Below are 17,028 nucleotides of genomic sequence, written 5' to 3' on the forward strand. Positions count from 1 at the left end.
GTGAAACTATCAGTCATAGTACCTTCCTATAATGTAAGTAACTATTTAGAAGAGTGCATTGAGTCAATCGTCCAACAGGAAATTAGTTCAATGGAAGTCTTAATTATTAACGATGGATCTACAGACAACACGCTAGAAATTGCTTACAGATTAGAGCAAAAGTATGATCAAGTAAAAGTAATTAATCAAAAAAATGGTGGATTGGGAAATGCTAGAAATACAGGTATAGCTCATTCAGTGGGAGAATATATTACATTTGTTGATTCTGATGATGTAATTGAACAAAATGCATATACACACATGTTGAACACCATTGAAAATTCTGGTTCAGACTTTGTTATTGGGAATGTAGTAAGGTTCAATTCAACAAGGACTTATGCATCTGTGCTTCACAAAAAAGTTTTTTTCAAAGATTTAATTGGTGTCAATATTCATACTAATCCAGAACTATTATATGATACCACTGCTTGGAATAAAATTTTTAGACGGAGTTTCTGGGATAAATATCAATTTCGTTTTCCAGAAGGAATGCTTTATGAGGATATTCCTGTGACTATTCCGGCTCATGCATTAGCAGATAATGTCGATGTGTTAACACAAGTGGTTTATCGATGGCGCGCAAGAGACGCTGGTGATAATTCCATTACTCAACAAAAAGAAAAGATAGAGAACTTCATCGACAGAACGAAAGCAATTGATATGGTTAAAGAAGCATTTGCAAAGTACAATGTTTCTAATGATTTGAAGGATGCGTTTGATTATAAGAATTTATCCATGGATTTTCCTCTTTATCTTGGATATATGCTTGAGGTTGAAAAAGAATACCAGATAGCAGTAAACAAATATGTAAAAGACTATCTAAAAGGTGTGAGCTCACATATCTTCATGCAACTTAGCGTTCTATGGCGAATTAAATACCGATTAATTATGCTTGATCGGTTTGATGATTTCTTAAAAGTAATTCGAAATGATAAGCTGAAATTAAACCGTAAAAAGCCAATAAAAACCTCAGAAGGATTAACTTTTGATTATCAATTTATTGATGTTTTATCGAGAGAAGAGCGTATAGCTACAACGGAATTTTCCCCAGTTATATGGATAGAAAATAGTTATTGGGAAAAGGATGTCTTCAAAGTATCCGGTGTAACTTATTTAAGAATGCTATCCTCGAATAAAAGAAATACAAGCAAATGTCGGGTCTTTTTAAAGGGTGAGAATTCAGAGGAAATAATTTCGATAAACAATAATTTGAAATTGTTGTTCCGACCAGATGTTACTTTAAAGAGAGGCGTAGATATTAATTCACGAATTCCTTTTAAAAGACTACACAATTATAATTACTCAGGTTATGAAGTAGAAATATCCATGAAAAAAGTGTTGCCACTAATGAATGAGAATGAGCAATATCAATTGCTATTTGAATATCAAAATTCGGGAATTATTCAAGAATATGCTATTCAAGCACCGTTACCAGGTTATAAAACGAAACCTAATTATAAAATAGTGAATGATACTATTGTTGCACCTACTTATAATGCTAGCTGGGAATTAAATTTTACGAAAAGTAGTTTGAAAAATAGTATTTCTGATGTATCAATTAATGATGGTAGAATTTCTCTCTCAGGTCAATCGCTGTCAAACCGCGATTCTTTAGTAATGATTTGTAAAGATTTAGAAACTCAGATGGAGTTTACTTTGCCTGTAAAAAAAGAAGGCAGCTTTTTTAAGGCTGAGATCACCTCACAAATTATCGACGAGATATTAAATATCTCTGATTATAATGGAAAAGATCTGAATTGGGAATTCTATTTTGAAGAATCTACTCCGTTGATGAGAGCTGAAGAAAGTAGCTATGAAAGCTATCCATATCAAGAACATCAAATTACTATCATTGGGACACAATCAGGTAAATTTAGACTTCGGTTTGGTGAAGTTTTGCCAATTGTTCAAGATATGACAAACGCTAATAATCAATTGACTTTCACGTTTTCAATTCCCAATAATTTCTTTGAAAATGCACAAACTTGGTCAGTTCTTTTGATGGGTGAAGAAGAAATTCATTTAGCTCCTAAAGTAATTGATAGAAATCAAAATTGTTCGATCATTGAATCAACAATTTCATTAAGTGAAACATTCAATGATAAAGTCTATACATTAGTTATCGAGAAAACCGGTGATTTTCAAGTTAAACGTCGCATATTTGATTATGGAGAGAACGATCTTGACTCATCAATTGATGAGTCCGTAAACGATGAAACTAATAATACTGATAGAAAAACGTATGGAAAATTATCCAATATTGAACGTCTACCAATATATTTGTTTAACTTTGGTGTAGACAAATTATTAGTTAAAAACCAAGGGACTAAATATGAACTTTATCACCCTTTTGGTAAATATTATCTAAAATTTAAACGTAGTTCTTATTGGGATAAACTTGATGATGGTCCTCGAAGACAAGAAGTAGTTAGAAGAGTATTTTATCCACTATGGAGAAAATTACCTATTTTAAAAAATGTTTGTGTATTAGAGTCATTCTGGGGGAGAGAATTTAGTGATAATCCAAAAGCAATTTATGATTATCTAAATCAGCAGAAGCCTAACATGAAATATATTATTCCCTTACAAGATACCTTATCTAATATAGATATTAATAATTCTAATACTGAAGTGGTTAAACTAAATTCATGGAAGTATTTATATTATCTTGCACGAGCTAAATATTTTTTTAATAATGTTAATTTTCCAGATTATTATCATAAAAGGAAAAATGCAGTAGAAGTCCAAACAATGCATGGAACTCCACTAAAAAAACTCGGATTAGACAATCCAGGTGAAATTCCGGATCATCAAGTTCAGAAATTCATTGAAAAATGTGAAAGATGGGATTATCTTACGATTCCAAGTGATTATGTGGGTGAAATTGCACAATCAGCTTATCGATTTAATAAACAATTATTAAAAACTGGATATCCAAGAAATGACAGTTTATTTAATTATTCAGAAGAGTTGAGATTGTCAATTCTCAACTCTTATCAATTGCCCAAAGATAAAAAAATCATTTTATATGCTCCAACGTGGCGTGTAAAAGGAAAATTTTCAATGCCAATCGATTTACAGCAACTAAAAGAATCTCTAGGTGATGAATATATTATTGTCATCAAATTACATCATTATATGATACAAAATTTTTCTTTAGATGGTGTTGAAGATTTTGCTTTCGTCTTTGGGAAAAATAGTATTATTAGTGATTTCTATAAAGTCGCAGATTTATTGATTACGGATTACTCTTCTGTAATGTTTGACTTTGCTTTGCTAAATAAACCAATGCTATTTTTCACTTATGACTATGACAACTATAAGAACAATTTGCGGGATTTGTATTTTGATTTTAAGGAAGAGGCGCCAGGACCACTTCTTGTAAACACAGAAGAAATAATTGCTGAAATTAAAAATATTGATACTTTCATGCAGAAATATCAAAAAAGCATCCAAGCATTCAATAAAAAATTTGTCCAATACGACAAAGGACATGCAACAGAAGAATTGATTAAACGTATTATGGATTAATCAACTGAATATTAAATTTTGATATGGTTGTTGTGTGTTTTATTCAATGACCATGTCAAAACTTTTTATTAGATAAGTGGTGAAAATTTAGTATAATGTAATTAGTGTCGTGAGAAAATGAAAAGTTGGTAGTTTATAAGTTTTTTAGAATAGGGGTTAATTATGAAAAAAATAAAGTTGGCGGTTTTATTTCTTCTTCTTTTACAGATTCTGGAACCAATATCTGTGGTAGGAGATTCGATTTCTGCTTCTGAAGAAATAATTTCCCATGAAGATACATCGAGAGAAAACGTTTTCGACGTAGTCGATTCTACCGTTACCTCCAGTTCTAACGAAACCTCTGATAATACTGTACCTAGTGGGTCTTCTTCATCGGAAAGTAATTCATCTTTAATGGAGGATTCTAGCCAGCAAGATGTTCAAAATGAAACAACAGACACTAGCTTTGAAGAAAATGATATAGCTGGTACTTCTACCAGAATAGACAGATATTCAGCCTATATTGTTAAAGAAAAATGGAATATATGGGCAGATCCATATACTGCAAATGGATCGCAGCCGATTTCGAATACCGATCAATATATTGGTGAAGAAATTCAAGTTATTGACGAAAAATCCACGAATTTGGGAACTTATATACTGTTTCAGATTAAAAGATCTAATGAATATAAAACTGTTGGCTGGTTAAATGTTTTAGGTATTTCTAAGCATACTATTAGTATCAATAAATCGAGCGGTATAGCTATTAATCAAACTTTACGAATATATAAGAGTACTTGGTCAATTTGGAGTCTTCCATACGATGAAAGGGCTCAGCTAATTGGAAAAACGGATAAGTTATATGAGAAAGTTATAAGAGCAGTTAGAAAAGCGACAACCCAAAATGGTGTCTATCTTTTAATAGAATATAATGGGGAAACAATCGGATGGATAAATGAAAATGGAACAGGTAAAGAAAATATGTTAGACTCGAATATTGGTGAGTCTTACTCTCTTTTTGGAGTCTATCAAACGAAGTATGCTTGGTCCATCTGGTCCAAACCTTTTGTTAAAGGAGGAAAAAATCAATTTGTTAAATATTCAAATGCTTATGCTGGAGAAAAAGTTGATTTGATTAGAAGAGCTAGAACAAATAATGGAATTTATGTGTTATTTAAATTTGATGGAAAAGAGATTGGATGGATAAACGAAACTGCTATCAACAGTAATTTATCTGCTATCAATACAAGTGAGGGAGTCACGATTTCCAATACTTATGGGAAGATTCTCAAGAGTAATTGGTCAATTTGGGAAAAACCATATAAATCAGAGGCTAAAGAATTAGGTAAAACTACTTCTTATTTAAATAAGCAAGTATTATTCAATGCAAGAGCAACAACAAATACTGGAACATATTTAAAAACATGGATAATGGTTAATGGTCGCTGGCATTTTGTCGGTTGGATTAATGAACTAGGGACTACTTATGTTGATAAAATCATAACCAATAAATCAGTAAATTATGATATGCATATGGTTTCAAAAAAGAATTGGAGCTTATGGGAAACACCTTACATTTATGGAGCCAAAGAATCTGGAAAGACAACATTTTATTTAGGAAAAAATGTTTCAATTATACGTGAATCGAAAACAAGCTATGGTACTTATTATCAGCTAAAGTATCGTGGAAGAATAATAGGTTGGATTAACAAAGAAGGACTTAGCAATCTAAAAGAATTTATAGTGCCAATTGATTGGGTGAACCAAATTAACACTGCAGGTTATGCTGGAGCAGGGTGCGCAGCTTCTCAAATATTCGCAACGATGCAAGCTAAAGGCTATGCCTTGAATCTTAATTTACGTTGGTTCTATAATAATTTGCCCTTACACAGTTGGAATCCGGATATTGGACAAGTGGGTCATCCGTTGAGATATAATGAATTTAAGGCTGTTATATCACCAATAGGAACAACAAATTTTATAAATAAACTTGGTGGGAATGCCGTAAACATTACGGGTAAACCATTAACTTATGTACAAAACGAAGTGAAACAAGGAAACCCTGTTATGATATGGGGAAAAGCAGGTTTAAGATATCCAAACAATAATTCAACTACGCATGTGTTAACGATTATCGGTTACAAAAATGGTAAATATTTCATTCAAGACCCAGCATCTGGTTACATCAATTCTGGTGGCAGGCAATGGGTTGCTGAAAAAACTCTGGATAATTACCTTTCAATAAAAGGAAGAAAGCAAGTTGTGGTTAGATAATAAACCATTTTATATGTGTTTATTTATTATGGCTCTTTGTCAATAAGGACTAATGAGTTGCGTAAAATCAAATCTGGGTCAGAATGAACCTTATTCTGACTCGGATTTTTTGTTATCTCACTTTGATTAATTGATTGACCAAAAAAATTCTAATTCTCATGTTCTCAAATGATTTAAATCCATAGGATTCTCTTTTCATTGTCTTTATGTGGGTATTCTTCGCTTCTATTTTTCCATTGGAGTAGGGATAGATCATCGCATTGGTGATGCCTTCTTCGTAGGTCAGAAGATTTTGAAGCTTTTCCCGAAAGCCGTTGTCTAACGTTTCGGGAAGTTCTGCCAACAAGGAGAAAAACAAGTTAGGGTCTTTGCCTCGAAAGGCTTCAACTAATTCATGAAAAAAGGAATACGCAACTCATTGAACGCTTGATTCATGTGTTTGATAATATGAAACCGATCAATTACTACTTTCGCATTTGGTAGAACACGCTTGGTGAGCTGGAAGTAGGCGGCGTTCATGTCTGTGACTAAAAATTTTACTTCTTCAGGATTGGTGCAGCCTAAGAAATAGCTTGTTAATCGAGGTAATTTACGCGTAGGCAAGCCATCAATTAACCTTCCTGTTTCGCCATCTGCGCAAATAAAGCTCATTTTATCTTCTATGGAAGTGTGCGAACGAAATTCATCAACCATCAATACTCTGGGGAGAATCCTCTTAGAAGGCTTTGGTAAATAGCTTTTAAACTCTTTCAATGTACGAATAACGGTGGTCAAAGATACCTGACAACGTTTCGAAATAAAAGATAAAGATACTTTTTCAATCAGTAAAGAAGCAATTTTATATCGAACATGATTCGCGATTGAATGTCTGGGGCGGACAAAATAACTTTGAGCCGTCCAATAGGTTCGACAGTTTTTACAGGTGTAGCGCTGCTTTTTTTAGCGCATAACCATAGGCATATGATTTTATTGCTCAAAGCGGACTATCGTTCCCTTCTTCCCATTTTTCACTATAATTGCTTTCCCATTTCGATCTACCACAGTAGAACCACAACTTCTACAAGTATGAGGTGCAGGCGAGAGAATGGCATTAACGATCAATGTCTTTTCCTTTTTAAAGATCTCTTAAGAAATCTCTGTAATCATCAAGTCTTTATCTATTAATAGCAGCATTTTTTGATAGAATCATTCATATAGCATATCGTCCTCTCAGTTGTTTATTTTGTCGTGATTTAATCATACTAGAGAACGATATGTTTTTTAATATCTAAAATGAAAATGGGGCTGAAGAATCAATTCTGATTCATCAGCCCCATAAATTATAGAGCCTTTATTATTAAAATGTAAAACTGTCAGAACCAGTTAAGCAAATTGTTTAACTGGTTCTATTTCTGTCTTTAGACCCAGTTGAGCATGCAGAGTGGGAGAAACCAAAAAACACCTACTATTCGGGAGGAAAATAAATTTTTTTACTAAAATGACTTCATGCGTGTTAAAAATGTAGATGCTCAGGCCACATGGTAACCAAAGGGAGAGATTCGAATGGCTATTAAGTCTAATAGTTCTTAGCCCATGCAAAATGAGTACGTTAATAACATGGTGTAATTATTCTAAAGTATAGAAGCAAAATAATATATAATCAATATAGAACTAATTTGCAAGAAATAATCAGCCGTCCATGCAGTTACAAGGTGAAGATCGTCGAATGCCAGATCATGTACCTCTATTGCTAAGTATTCCGACCAAAATAGGTGTTTGAAATTTCATAGATATCTAAGAGGGAAAAGAACCATAAAACACTGGCTATTATTAGATATATAGCCTCAAAGTAAACCACCGTTTTGAAAGGTGGTTAGGATTTTTTGCTTGAAGAAGATCGATCCTAACTTAAGGAATTTGTTTATTGAAGTTGCAACTATTTCTATCATTGTTAATAATTTATTTTTAACGATGTTACTTTAAATTAGTTATTACATTAATTATAATTCATAAAGTTTTGGTTAATCGTTTTATTTTATGAAAATGATGCTTTTTCCAAAAATAATCTATAATAAAATATCTAACTAATTTAGGCTTCCTATAATTTTTAATTAATCTTGAAATAAGAGATAGTGTATTTTTTTGTTAGATTCTAGAAAATTTTAAACTCAATTTATTATGAAGTGGCGAATTCAATTGTTTTCGATTTCAAAATTGTTGCTTATATTTATAAATAAGTTTTAGAACTTAAAAGTAAGATACTCACAAACCTTCTAATTTGATATATTATCTTGAATGATTGCTTCAATACTAAATTAAAAAAACTTCTTTTTATGTCTTTGTTGTGGAAAACTTTTTTCTTAATTATGGTCTTTTGTTGTGATAGAATAAAACAGATAATATTAGGATTGAGGTATAAAAAATGGAGAAACTAAGAATGGCTATTATTGGAGCTTGCTACTCTCGCGATTTGTTTAATTCCAAAATATTTCCAGACTACAAGAAATATTTCAAACCGGTCTTTCATCAAAATCAAATTTCAATGATTTCTTTAGCATCAGAAGCATATAGAGAAAACGATGAGTTATTTGTTGATTCAAAACTATCTCCATTTGCGAAGCAACAAATTAGAAGTGAATTGTCAAAATCATTTTGGAATAGTTTAATCTTAGGGCAGCCTGATTATTTAATAATAGATTTCTATGGTGATGCTATGTTTGGTGCTGTAAAATATAAGAATACATGGTTAACGAATAAAACGTCTATTCTGAAACAATCTTGTATATATGGGAAACTTGATGAGGAGATAAACTTTTTTAATAACCCAGATGTATATTTAGAAAAGTGGCAATCTGGTGTAAAAAGATTACTTTCTTTTTTAGATAAATATCTACCAAATACTAAACTTATTTTAAATCCTAAGAAACTTGAAGATAGTTATTTTGATGATAAAAATGAAATGGCATCACTAAAGAATTATCTTGGTGATGAAGATTTTGAAATTGATGATATTAATAATCTGTTAGACACTTTTAATCAGGTTTTTATACATCTATGTCCCAAAGCAAAAGTCTTATCTTTTGAAAAGAGATATTACTTGAATTTGAATCATATATGGGGACCATGGTATTTACATTTTCAAGATGATTATTATACTGACTTCAACGATCAATTACTAACAACTGTGATTGAAGATTACCGGATCAAAAACTCCAACTTACACTATTCTCCTAAAAAGATGGACTTATTAGAAAATATGAGAAATAGAGATTCTTTCCTAGCTTGGTCATTTAAATCCCCTTATTACGTTAGTGTGGAAGGACAGCTTCAATTCAATTGTCCACATTTAAAAGAAGATTTTGTTGCTAATTGGACTCAAGGTATACAACTAGCAAGTACTAATCTTTCGTTTATGTTTTGTTGTAAGGTTTTTGTAGAAAAGGGAATGTCTGAAGAAAATATTATTTTCTCTTTTAGAGAGTTTAGAAATTCAGAACAGGTACAGGCAAAGGATGCATTGAGTCATCAAAATATCAAATTAAAAGATTTAACAAATTATAAAGTAAATCGCTGGTTTGAAGTCAAGTTAAATCTAACATTTAAACAAAGTAATTTTTTGAAAATTGGCTTTTCCTCAAAAGAAAGTGGAGTAATTAAGTGGAAAAATCCAAAATTGATTGTTAAGAATCAATTGCTTAATTCTTAAAGAATTGCTTAGTTTTTAATATGAATGAATTATTAGGTCATTTAGTTAAGGGGTGTTTAAAATAAATATAATTCATCAAATTTCGAAAAAAATTCCTACATCTCTATGGGTATTTTTCCTTTTTGCTATTATCTCATTACTTATTCAAAGCTCTGAGATTTTTGAGAAAGGTTTTGTACTTGGATATGACTCCGTTTTTCACATGAATCGTTTTTATGATACAATGATGCAAATCAAGACGGGAAATTATAGCTACTTCATTTCACTTTTTGGTTTTCAGCAATCTGCTCGAGTAATAAATGCTGTATATGGTCCGGGAATGGCCTATTTTATGGGATTCATATTGCTATTGGCAGGAAGCTGGCTCAAATTTCAGTTAATTACATCTTTTTTAGTTAATGTTATAGGAGCCTTCGGTGTTTATAGGATAGCGGAAAAATGTGATTTAAATATTTATTTATCATTTTTGATTGGGTGCATTTACATGACATCTACACTAACGATGTCATGGAATTTGAATGGATCATTTAATGGGATAGGAAATATGGTTTTACCTTATGTTCTTTATTATGGAATTGAAATGATGACCAATAAAAAAAATAAGTTTTCAATTGTAGGATTGGGATTAAGTATGGGAATATTACTACAGACCCACTTCTTTTCTTCATTGCTAGTAACAATCGCTTTAAGTCCGTTTATAATTATTACATTTATAAGTTGTAAGGAAAAACTTATTTTTGTTTTAAATCTTTTTTTCTCCGTGTCCTTATCTATACTCAGTAGCTTGAATGTCTGGTTAAGCCTTTTCCATATTACGAAAAACAATATAATTATTCAAACTGCCCCGAGAGATTTAATGAGAAATGCAGTTTTTTTTTCAGTAAACGATACGAATGCTATGGCTGACTTAGGAGTGGTTTTAACAGTATTATTTCTAGTTCAACTATTTCTAGTTTGCTTTAACTGGTCAATGATTACTAAAACAAATAAGATACTTACTTTTTGCGGTGCTATTTTCCTTTTTATCTCAAGTCGTTTTTTTCCATGGAAATTTGTGACTACATTATTTCCAGTCTTGGAAAATTTCCTGCAGTTTCCTTACAGAATATTAACGATTCCACTTATTTTATTACCAATTGCTTTTGGTTTATCTGTAAAACAGTTCAAAAGTAAAAATTTACTTATTATACTGAGTATATTAACAGTTATTTCAGTTTCTTCTGCACAAAACAAAATTATTAAGAGAATGGATTTGTGGAATTCCAATAGTGTGCTGGCCACAAATAACAAAAGTAGAAATGAAATTGAACCTGATCGGCTAAGAGCAATTATTAATAGTTCAGATTTAAATAAAGTATTAGAAGTTATTCAAAAAGGAACATCAGACTATCTTCCAATCAAAGAGAAACTTACAAATGATGAGTTTAGATCATTTGCTCCATACACTCAATATTGGAAATACGTTGTAACGCCGAATGAAAATTTTAATAAAACGATAATTGATGGTGGATTACTTGTAACATGGTCTAGTAAAAAGGCCGAAGAAATTAATGTCCCTATTATAAAATATGAGAACACGATTGTAGAATATAATGGAGAGGTTATACACCCTAAGGTTAGTGAGATTGGTACCATACAAATTAAATCGCAAGAAGGAGAAAATATTTTGAAAATAAAATATGAAACTCCCAAATTTGTCGCAATATCCATTATCATTGCTATTGCAACAATTGCTATATTAACTCTCTTTATACTAGGTCGCGGTATATGCAAAGTAATATATAATCTAAGTAGGAAAACATCTTAATATACGAAAATCATTTATCTCCTCCTAACTTTCGTGTATAATGGTACAAGTCAGTATTACGAAAGTTAGGAGGAGTTGTTTTGAGTAAACAACATCCAGAAGAGAAGTCCTTCAAAGACGAAGTTTTAGGTGCTTTGAAAAAACCTCAAACCAACGAATCGTCTGAACAAAAGCGATCATCTGTTGAGGAACCTATAGAAAGTCGCTCTGCGACCCGCAGTACAAAAAAGCAGAGCAGTATCCAAAAGGGCCAAATCAAAAATAAAACTGTTCAAAAAAACGCTCAAAAAGCGAAGCGTTCAGCTCCTAAAAAGGAAGAAGCTGGTTTAGATGAAAAGTCAGATACCGTTCGTAAGTTACAGCGGAAAAGAGAAGACCGTATCGTCAATCGCATCGTCACAATTGTTGTAATCGCATTAATCGTTATTGGCGGCGTCCTTGGTTTTTCAGTCTATCGATATGTCACTTCAGGATTGCAGCCGTTAGATCCAGAAAAAACAGAAAAAGTTGCTGTTGAGATTCCAAGCGGATCATCAAATAAAATGATTGGCGAGATTTTAGAAAAAGATAAGATCATCAAAAGTGGTATGATCTTTAATTATTATACGAAATTTAATAATCTGACTGGTTTCCAAGCTGGTAATTATCAGTTTTCTCCAAGTATGACTCTGGATGAAATTAGTGCCCAGTTACAGCAAGGAGAAGGGTCAGTGACATCAGATGCGAAAGTGACGATTCCTGAAGGGTATGATATAGACCAAATCGGAGATGCGCTTGCCAAAGCAACAAGTATCTCGAAAGATGATTTCTTAGCTTTAATGAAAGATGACACCTTCTTTAATAAAATGCATGAAGCATATCCAGAGTTGTTGGATAGCGCGGCAAAAGCAGAAGGCGTTCGCTACAAGTTAGAAGGATATCTCTTCCCGGCAACTTATGACTATTATAAAGGAAACACTTTAGAAGAAGTTGTGACCCAAATGATCGATAAAACAAATACTGTTATGTCTAAATATTACGATCAGATCGCAGAAAAAGAAATGACAGTGCAAGAAGTGTTGACCTTGGCTTCTCTTGTCGAAAAAGAAGGTAGTAAAGAAGATGACCGTAAGAACATTGCCCAAGTCTTCTTTAACCGTCTGGCAGTGGATATGCCATTGCAGTCAGATATTTCTATTCTCTATGCGTTAGGCGAGCATAAAGAGTTGGTAACTTACGAAGATACTCAAGTAGACTCACCATACAATTTGTATGTCAACACAGGATATGGTCCAGGACCATTCAATAATCCAAGTGAGCAATCTATCAAAGCAGTGTTGGAACCAACACCAAATAATTACTATTATTTTGTGGCAGACATCAATACGCAAGAAGTCTATTTTGCAGAAACCTATGATGAACATATGCGTTTAGTTGAAAAATATGTAAACAATACTTCGAATTAATTTTTATTAGGATATTAGTTTACATTTAAAAAAAACCATGGTAATCTTTTGTGGACTATTCGCAAAAGATTACCTTTTGCAGTTGATACGAAGTTAAAAGGAGAAATTAAAATGGTAGAAAAAGTATACCCAATGACATTAGAAGGAAAAGAAAAATTAGAGCAGGAATTAGAAGAATTAAAGACAGTCAAACGTGGAGAAATCATTGAAAGAATCAAAGTTGCCCGCAGCTTTGGAGATCTTTCTGAGAACTCTGAATACGAATCCGCAAAAGATGAACAAGCCTTTGTAGAAGGGCGTATCACCACATTAGAAAATATGATCCGTTTTGCTGAGATCATTGATAATGAAGGCGTAGACAATGATGAAGTATCGATCGGAAAAACCGTCACGTTCATTGAATTACCTGATGGAGATGAAGAAGAATATACAATAGTTGGGAGTGCAGAAGCGGATCCATTTTCTGGTAAAATCTCAAACGATTCACCGATCGCTCGTGCATTGATTGGTAAAAAAATCAATGATGAAGTAACAATTTCAACACCAGGCGGAGATATGCTGGTGAAAATCACAGAAGTGAAAAAAAGCTGATTTTTTCGTAAAAGTCTAAGCAGAAGATCCTGATGATCACTTTCTCAAAGAGAAAAGGACCAATCAGGATCTTTTTTCGGACTCGCGACGGATGTATGCCATCGAAGAATCCGTTATGATAAAATAGAATCATTGGGAGGAGGAGCTTACATGAAAAGCCCTTGGCGTTTTTTCTTTGTCGTAGAAGCATTATTATTTCTATTTGCGGTCTGGCAAATTTTATCGAATCCACCGTTATTGATTTTATTGATTTTAGGTGTTGTGACGATCTACTTTGTTTCTCGCAGAGAACGTAAAACAAATTTTAATAATTTTTTGATGGTTACCGGTGGTATCGCCATCTTTATCAGTCTTTTAAATAGTCCGGCTTTGTGGCTGATGTTGATTTTTGCGATCCTTTTTATTGGATTGAAAGGTGTGGAAATCACTGGTGTAGATTTTACAAAAAACACATTTTGGCGCAAAAAACAAATGATCATTTTAGAAACAGAAGAACCAAAGCAGTTTCATCCTCATAAAACGAAACAACAATGGATCGGCAATGAGCGGATCGGGAATCAAGTGTATGAATGGGATGATATCAATATCGACATCTTTTCTGGAGATACGATCATTGACTTGGGAAACACATTGTTGCCGAAAAAAGAAAATATCGTAATCGTCCGTAAGGGATTCGGTCGCACGAGAATTTTAGTCCCTGCTGGGGTTGCTATCAAAATGGAACATAGCACCTTTATCGGTACAGTGATTTTCGAAGGCGAGTCAACAGGTCTGAAGAATGAGAAAGTTACGATCTACAGTCCGGATTATGAGGAAAACACCCGCCGACTAAAAATTTTAACGAACACTTTGATTGGGGATATCGAGGTGATTCGGGTATGATTGCTAAATTTTCTCGAGGAATGATCGCTTTTTATAGTGCGGTCACTAGTTTTTTGATGATGATCTTGATTCTTTTTTCGTATCTTTATGCTAGTGGAAAGAAGAATTGGCTGCTAGAAGTCTTTCAGATCAAACTATTCTTTATACCGATCATTTTTCATTTATTAGTTGTTTCGCTGATGGTGGGCCTGGCTGTCTTTCTATTGATTTCTCTTTTCAGAAACCGCCAATACGGGCCAATCGAAGAGAAGCTGCGATTGCTTTCAAATGGAGATATTGATAGTCCACTACTTGACACACCTATCCCTCATGCGCAAGAAAATCGGTTGATTGAAGATGTCGATCGAGACATCAGGAAATTACAGGTCAAAATGAAAGATATGTCAAGTGAGCTTCAACAATTAAATGCTCGGCCGCAGCTAGTGGATGGCAGTACAAAAGAAGAAATCCTTGAAGCCGAACGACATCGTTTGGCCCGAGAATTGCATGATTCAGTTTCACAACAATTATTTGCCGCAATGATGATGATGTCCGCATTAAACGAACAAGCCATCCGGGACGATGCCCCGGAAATGCAAAAGAAGCAATTGGCTATGGTAACGGACATCATCAATGCTTCGCAGTCTGAGATGCGAGCGTTATTGTTACACCTGCGTCCGGTCACATTGGAAGGGAAAAGCCTCAAACAAGGAATCGAGCAATTATTAAAAGAATTGGAAACAAAAATCAAGATATCCTTGAAATGGGATATCGAAGAGTTTACTATGCCAAGCTCTATAGAAGACCAATTATTTCGAGTGATTCAAGAATTACTATCGAATACACTGCGTCATGCCAAAGCGGATGAACTTGAAGTCTACTTGAATCATATTGAACACAACGTGCTGTTGCGCGTGATCGACGATGGTGTAGGATTCGATGTCGACAATCAAAAAGCTGGCAGTTATGGGCTGATGAATATCCGTGAGCGAATCAGTGCCGTTGGCGGCACATTAAAGATTATCAGTTTTAAAAATCAAGGAACAAGTATTGAAATAAAAATCCCGCTGCTTAAGGAGGCATAAAAATGATCAACGTTTTGTTAGTAGATGACCACGAAATGGTACGTTTGGGGGTTTCTTCCTACTTATCCATTCAAGAAGATATAGAGGTGATTGGAGAAGCTGAAAATGGCAAAATCGGCTACGAAAAGGCATTGTCTTTACGTCCCGATGTCATCTTGATGGATTTAGTGATGGATGAAATGGATGGCATTGAGGCAACCAAAGCCATTCTAGCAGATTGGCCGGAAGCAAAAATCATCATAGTTACTAGTTTTATTGATGACGAGAAAGTATATCCTGCAATTGAAGCTGGTGCTGCCGGTTATTTGTTAAAAACATCCACTGCACATGAAATTGCGGATGCCATTCGTGCGACTCAAAGAGGCGAGCGGGTGTTGGAACCGGAAGTAACAACGAAAATGATGGATCGTTTAACAAATCGCACGCCGATTTTACATGATGATCTGACAAATCGGGAAAAAGAAGTGCTGCTTTTGATTGCTGAAGGGAAAAGTAATCAGGAGATTGCGGATGAGTTGTTTATTACACTCAAAACGGTTAAAACCCATGTATCAAATATATTGTCGAAACTAGAAGTGGAAGATCGAACACAAGCAACTATTTATGCCTTTAAGCATGGCTTGACAAAATAAGAATCTCATCATAAGGGTACCTCCTCATAGTCAGTTGAGGAGGTTTTTGATATACTAGAGTAGGATTTGTAAGGTAAAGGAGCGTTTAATGTGAAGCAGAATTACGCGATTATTGGTCTTGGAAGGTTCGGCGGCAGTATTTGTCGAACATTGATAGAATCCGGACAAGAAGTATTAGCCATTGACAGCAATGAGGATCGGGTCAATGAGTATATGAATATTGCTACCCATGCGGTGGTGGGCAATGCACAGGATGAAATGACGTTGCGCTCATTAGGAATTCGTAATTTCGACCATGTGATCGTAGCAATCGGTGAAGATATCCAAGCAAGTATTCTTGTGACTTTGATGGTCAAAGAGATGGGGGTACCGAACGTTTTAGCAAAGGCGCAAAATGAATATCATGCTCGGGTTCTTGAGAAGCTTGGTGCTGATCGAGTTGTCCACCCAGAACGGGATATGGGGATTCGTATCGCTCACAATCTAGTATCAAAAAATATCTTGGATTATATTGAGCTTTCAGATGAATTTTCGCTGGCGGAGATTCGTGTCTCAAATCCGCGTTTCTTTAATAGGTCCTTACTTGATTTGAATTTTCGTCAAAAATATGGATTGACCGTTGTTGCTATTCGTCGAGGACCTGGACAAGTGATCGTGTCTCCCGCAGCTGATTCGATCGTGCGTGAGAATGATAATCTACTCGTGATTGGGAACACGGATGATGTGGATATTCTTGATGAACATATGAATGATTAGGAGTGAAAAATGATGAATATAACTATTACAGAAGCCGCAATTGATTGGTTCAAAAAAGAACTGTCAGTCGACCAAGGAAGCGGCGTTCGCTTTTTTGGTAAAATCTATGGGAAAACTCAGATCCATGATGGTTTTTCAGTAGGAATGTCAGTAGATAAACCTGAAAATCCTATCGTTCAAAAGACAGTTTCAGACATGCTTTTTTTTATTGAGGAGGCCGACGAGTGGTTCTTCAAAGGGTATGATCTACAAGTCGACTACGATGAAAAGCTAGATGAACCTAAATATAGTTTTACTGAAAACAATTAATTAAAATAAAGATACAATGTAACAGTATGAGTCT

The 17,028-nt window shown here is 33.9% G+C and carries 11 protein-coding genes and 1 pseudogene; 11 read left to right on the plus strand and 1 reads right to left on the minus strand.

From position 1 onward, the window contains the following. Together EGX73_RS10925 and EGX73_RS10930 are read left to right on the plus strand one after the other, a co-directional pair. Entirely contained in the window at window positions 1-3,570 is a 3,570-nt protein-coding gene (locus EGX73_RS10925) for a CDP-glycerol glycerophosphotransferase family protein (RefSeq protein WP_096710815.1), read from the plus strand. Between the two features lie 162 nt (window positions 3,571-3,732). After that, a complete protein-coding gene (locus EGX73_RS10930; RefSeq protein WP_123866944.1) occupies window positions 3,733-5,823 on the plus strand; it encodes a GW domain-containing glycosaminoglycan-binding protein in 2,091 nt (696 codons plus the stop codon). A 112-nt stretch (window positions 5,824-5,935) separates the two neighbouring features. Here EGX73_RS10930 and EGX73_RS10935 read toward each other — a convergent pair. After that, window positions 5,936-7,016 (minus strand): annotated as a pseudogene (locus EGX73_RS10935) (ISL3 family transposase). 1,223 nt (window positions 7,017-8,239) lie between these two features. On the opposite strand from EGX73_RS10935, the gene EGX73_RS10940 reads away from it, so the two are divergent. From EGX73_RS10940 to EGX73_RS10980, 9 genes are all read left to right on the plus strand, one after another. Further along, a complete protein-coding gene (locus EGX73_RS10940) occupies window positions 8,240-9,508 on the plus strand; it encodes a DUF6270 domain-containing protein (RefSeq protein WP_096710817.1) in 1,269 nt (422 codons plus the stop codon). Window positions 9,509-9,560: 52 nt separating this feature from the next. After that, window positions 9,561-11,315 (plus strand): hypothetical protein, encoded by a 1,755-nt coding sequence (locus tag EGX73_RS10945; RefSeq protein WP_096710818.1) that lies wholly within the window; start codon window positions 9,561-9,563, stop codon window positions 11,313-11,315. Window positions 11,316-11,395: 80 nt separating this feature from the next. Continuing rightward, a complete protein-coding gene (mltG, locus tag EGX73_RS10950; protein ID WP_005472250.1) occupies window positions 11,396-12,760 on the plus strand; it encodes an endolytic transglycosylase MltG in 1,365 nt (454 codons plus the stop codon). 111 nt (window positions 12,761-12,871) lie between these two features. Further along, window positions 12,872-13,351 carry a transcription elongation factor GreA gene (gene greA, locus EGX73_RS10955; RefSeq protein WP_003126935.1) on the plus strand — a complete coding sequence of 160 codons (480 nt, stop codon included), beginning with the start codon at window positions 12,872-12,874 and terminating at the stop codon, window positions 13,349-13,351. 150 nt (window positions 13,352-13,501) lie between these two features. Beyond that, on the plus strand, window positions 13,502-14,233 hold the full coding sequence (liaF, locus tag EGX73_RS10960; RefSeq protein ID WP_005472252.1) for a cell wall-active antibiotics response protein LiaF: 732 nt from the start codon (window positions 13,502-13,504) through the stop codon (window positions 14,231-14,233). After that, entirely contained in the window at window positions 14,230-15,297 is a 1,068-nt protein-coding gene (locus tag EGX73_RS10965; RefSeq protein ID WP_003126937.1) for a sensor histidine kinase, read from the plus strand. Before liaF ends, EGX73_RS10965 begins: the two co-directional genes overlap by 4 nt. 2 nt (window positions 15,298-15,299) lie before the next feature. Next, complete coding sequence (locus tag EGX73_RS10970; protein WP_003126938.1) at window positions 15,300-15,929, plus strand: response regulator transcription factor; 630 nt, start codon at window positions 15,300-15,302, stop codon at window positions 15,927-15,929. A 90-nt stretch (window positions 15,930-16,019) separates the two neighbouring features. Continuing rightward, window positions 16,020-16,685 (plus strand): TrkA family potassium uptake protein, encoded by a 666-nt coding sequence (locus EGX73_RS10975; RefSeq protein WP_003126939.1) that lies wholly within the window; start codon window positions 16,020-16,022, stop codon window positions 16,683-16,685. Window positions 16,686-16,697: 12 nt separating this feature from the next. Continuing rightward, on the plus strand, window positions 16,698-16,994 hold the full coding sequence (locus EGX73_RS10980; protein WP_034704656.1) for a HesB/YadR/YfhF family protein: 297 nt from the start codon (window positions 16,698-16,700) through the stop codon (window positions 16,992-16,994). The last annotated feature ends 34 nt before the right edge of the window (window positions 16,995-17,028 follow it).

This window comes from Enterococcus sp. FDAARGOS_553 (genome assembly GCF_003812305.1).
Classification (GTDB): domain Bacteria; phylum Bacillota; class Bacilli; order Lactobacillales; family Enterococcaceae; genus Enterococcus_D; species Enterococcus_D gallinarum.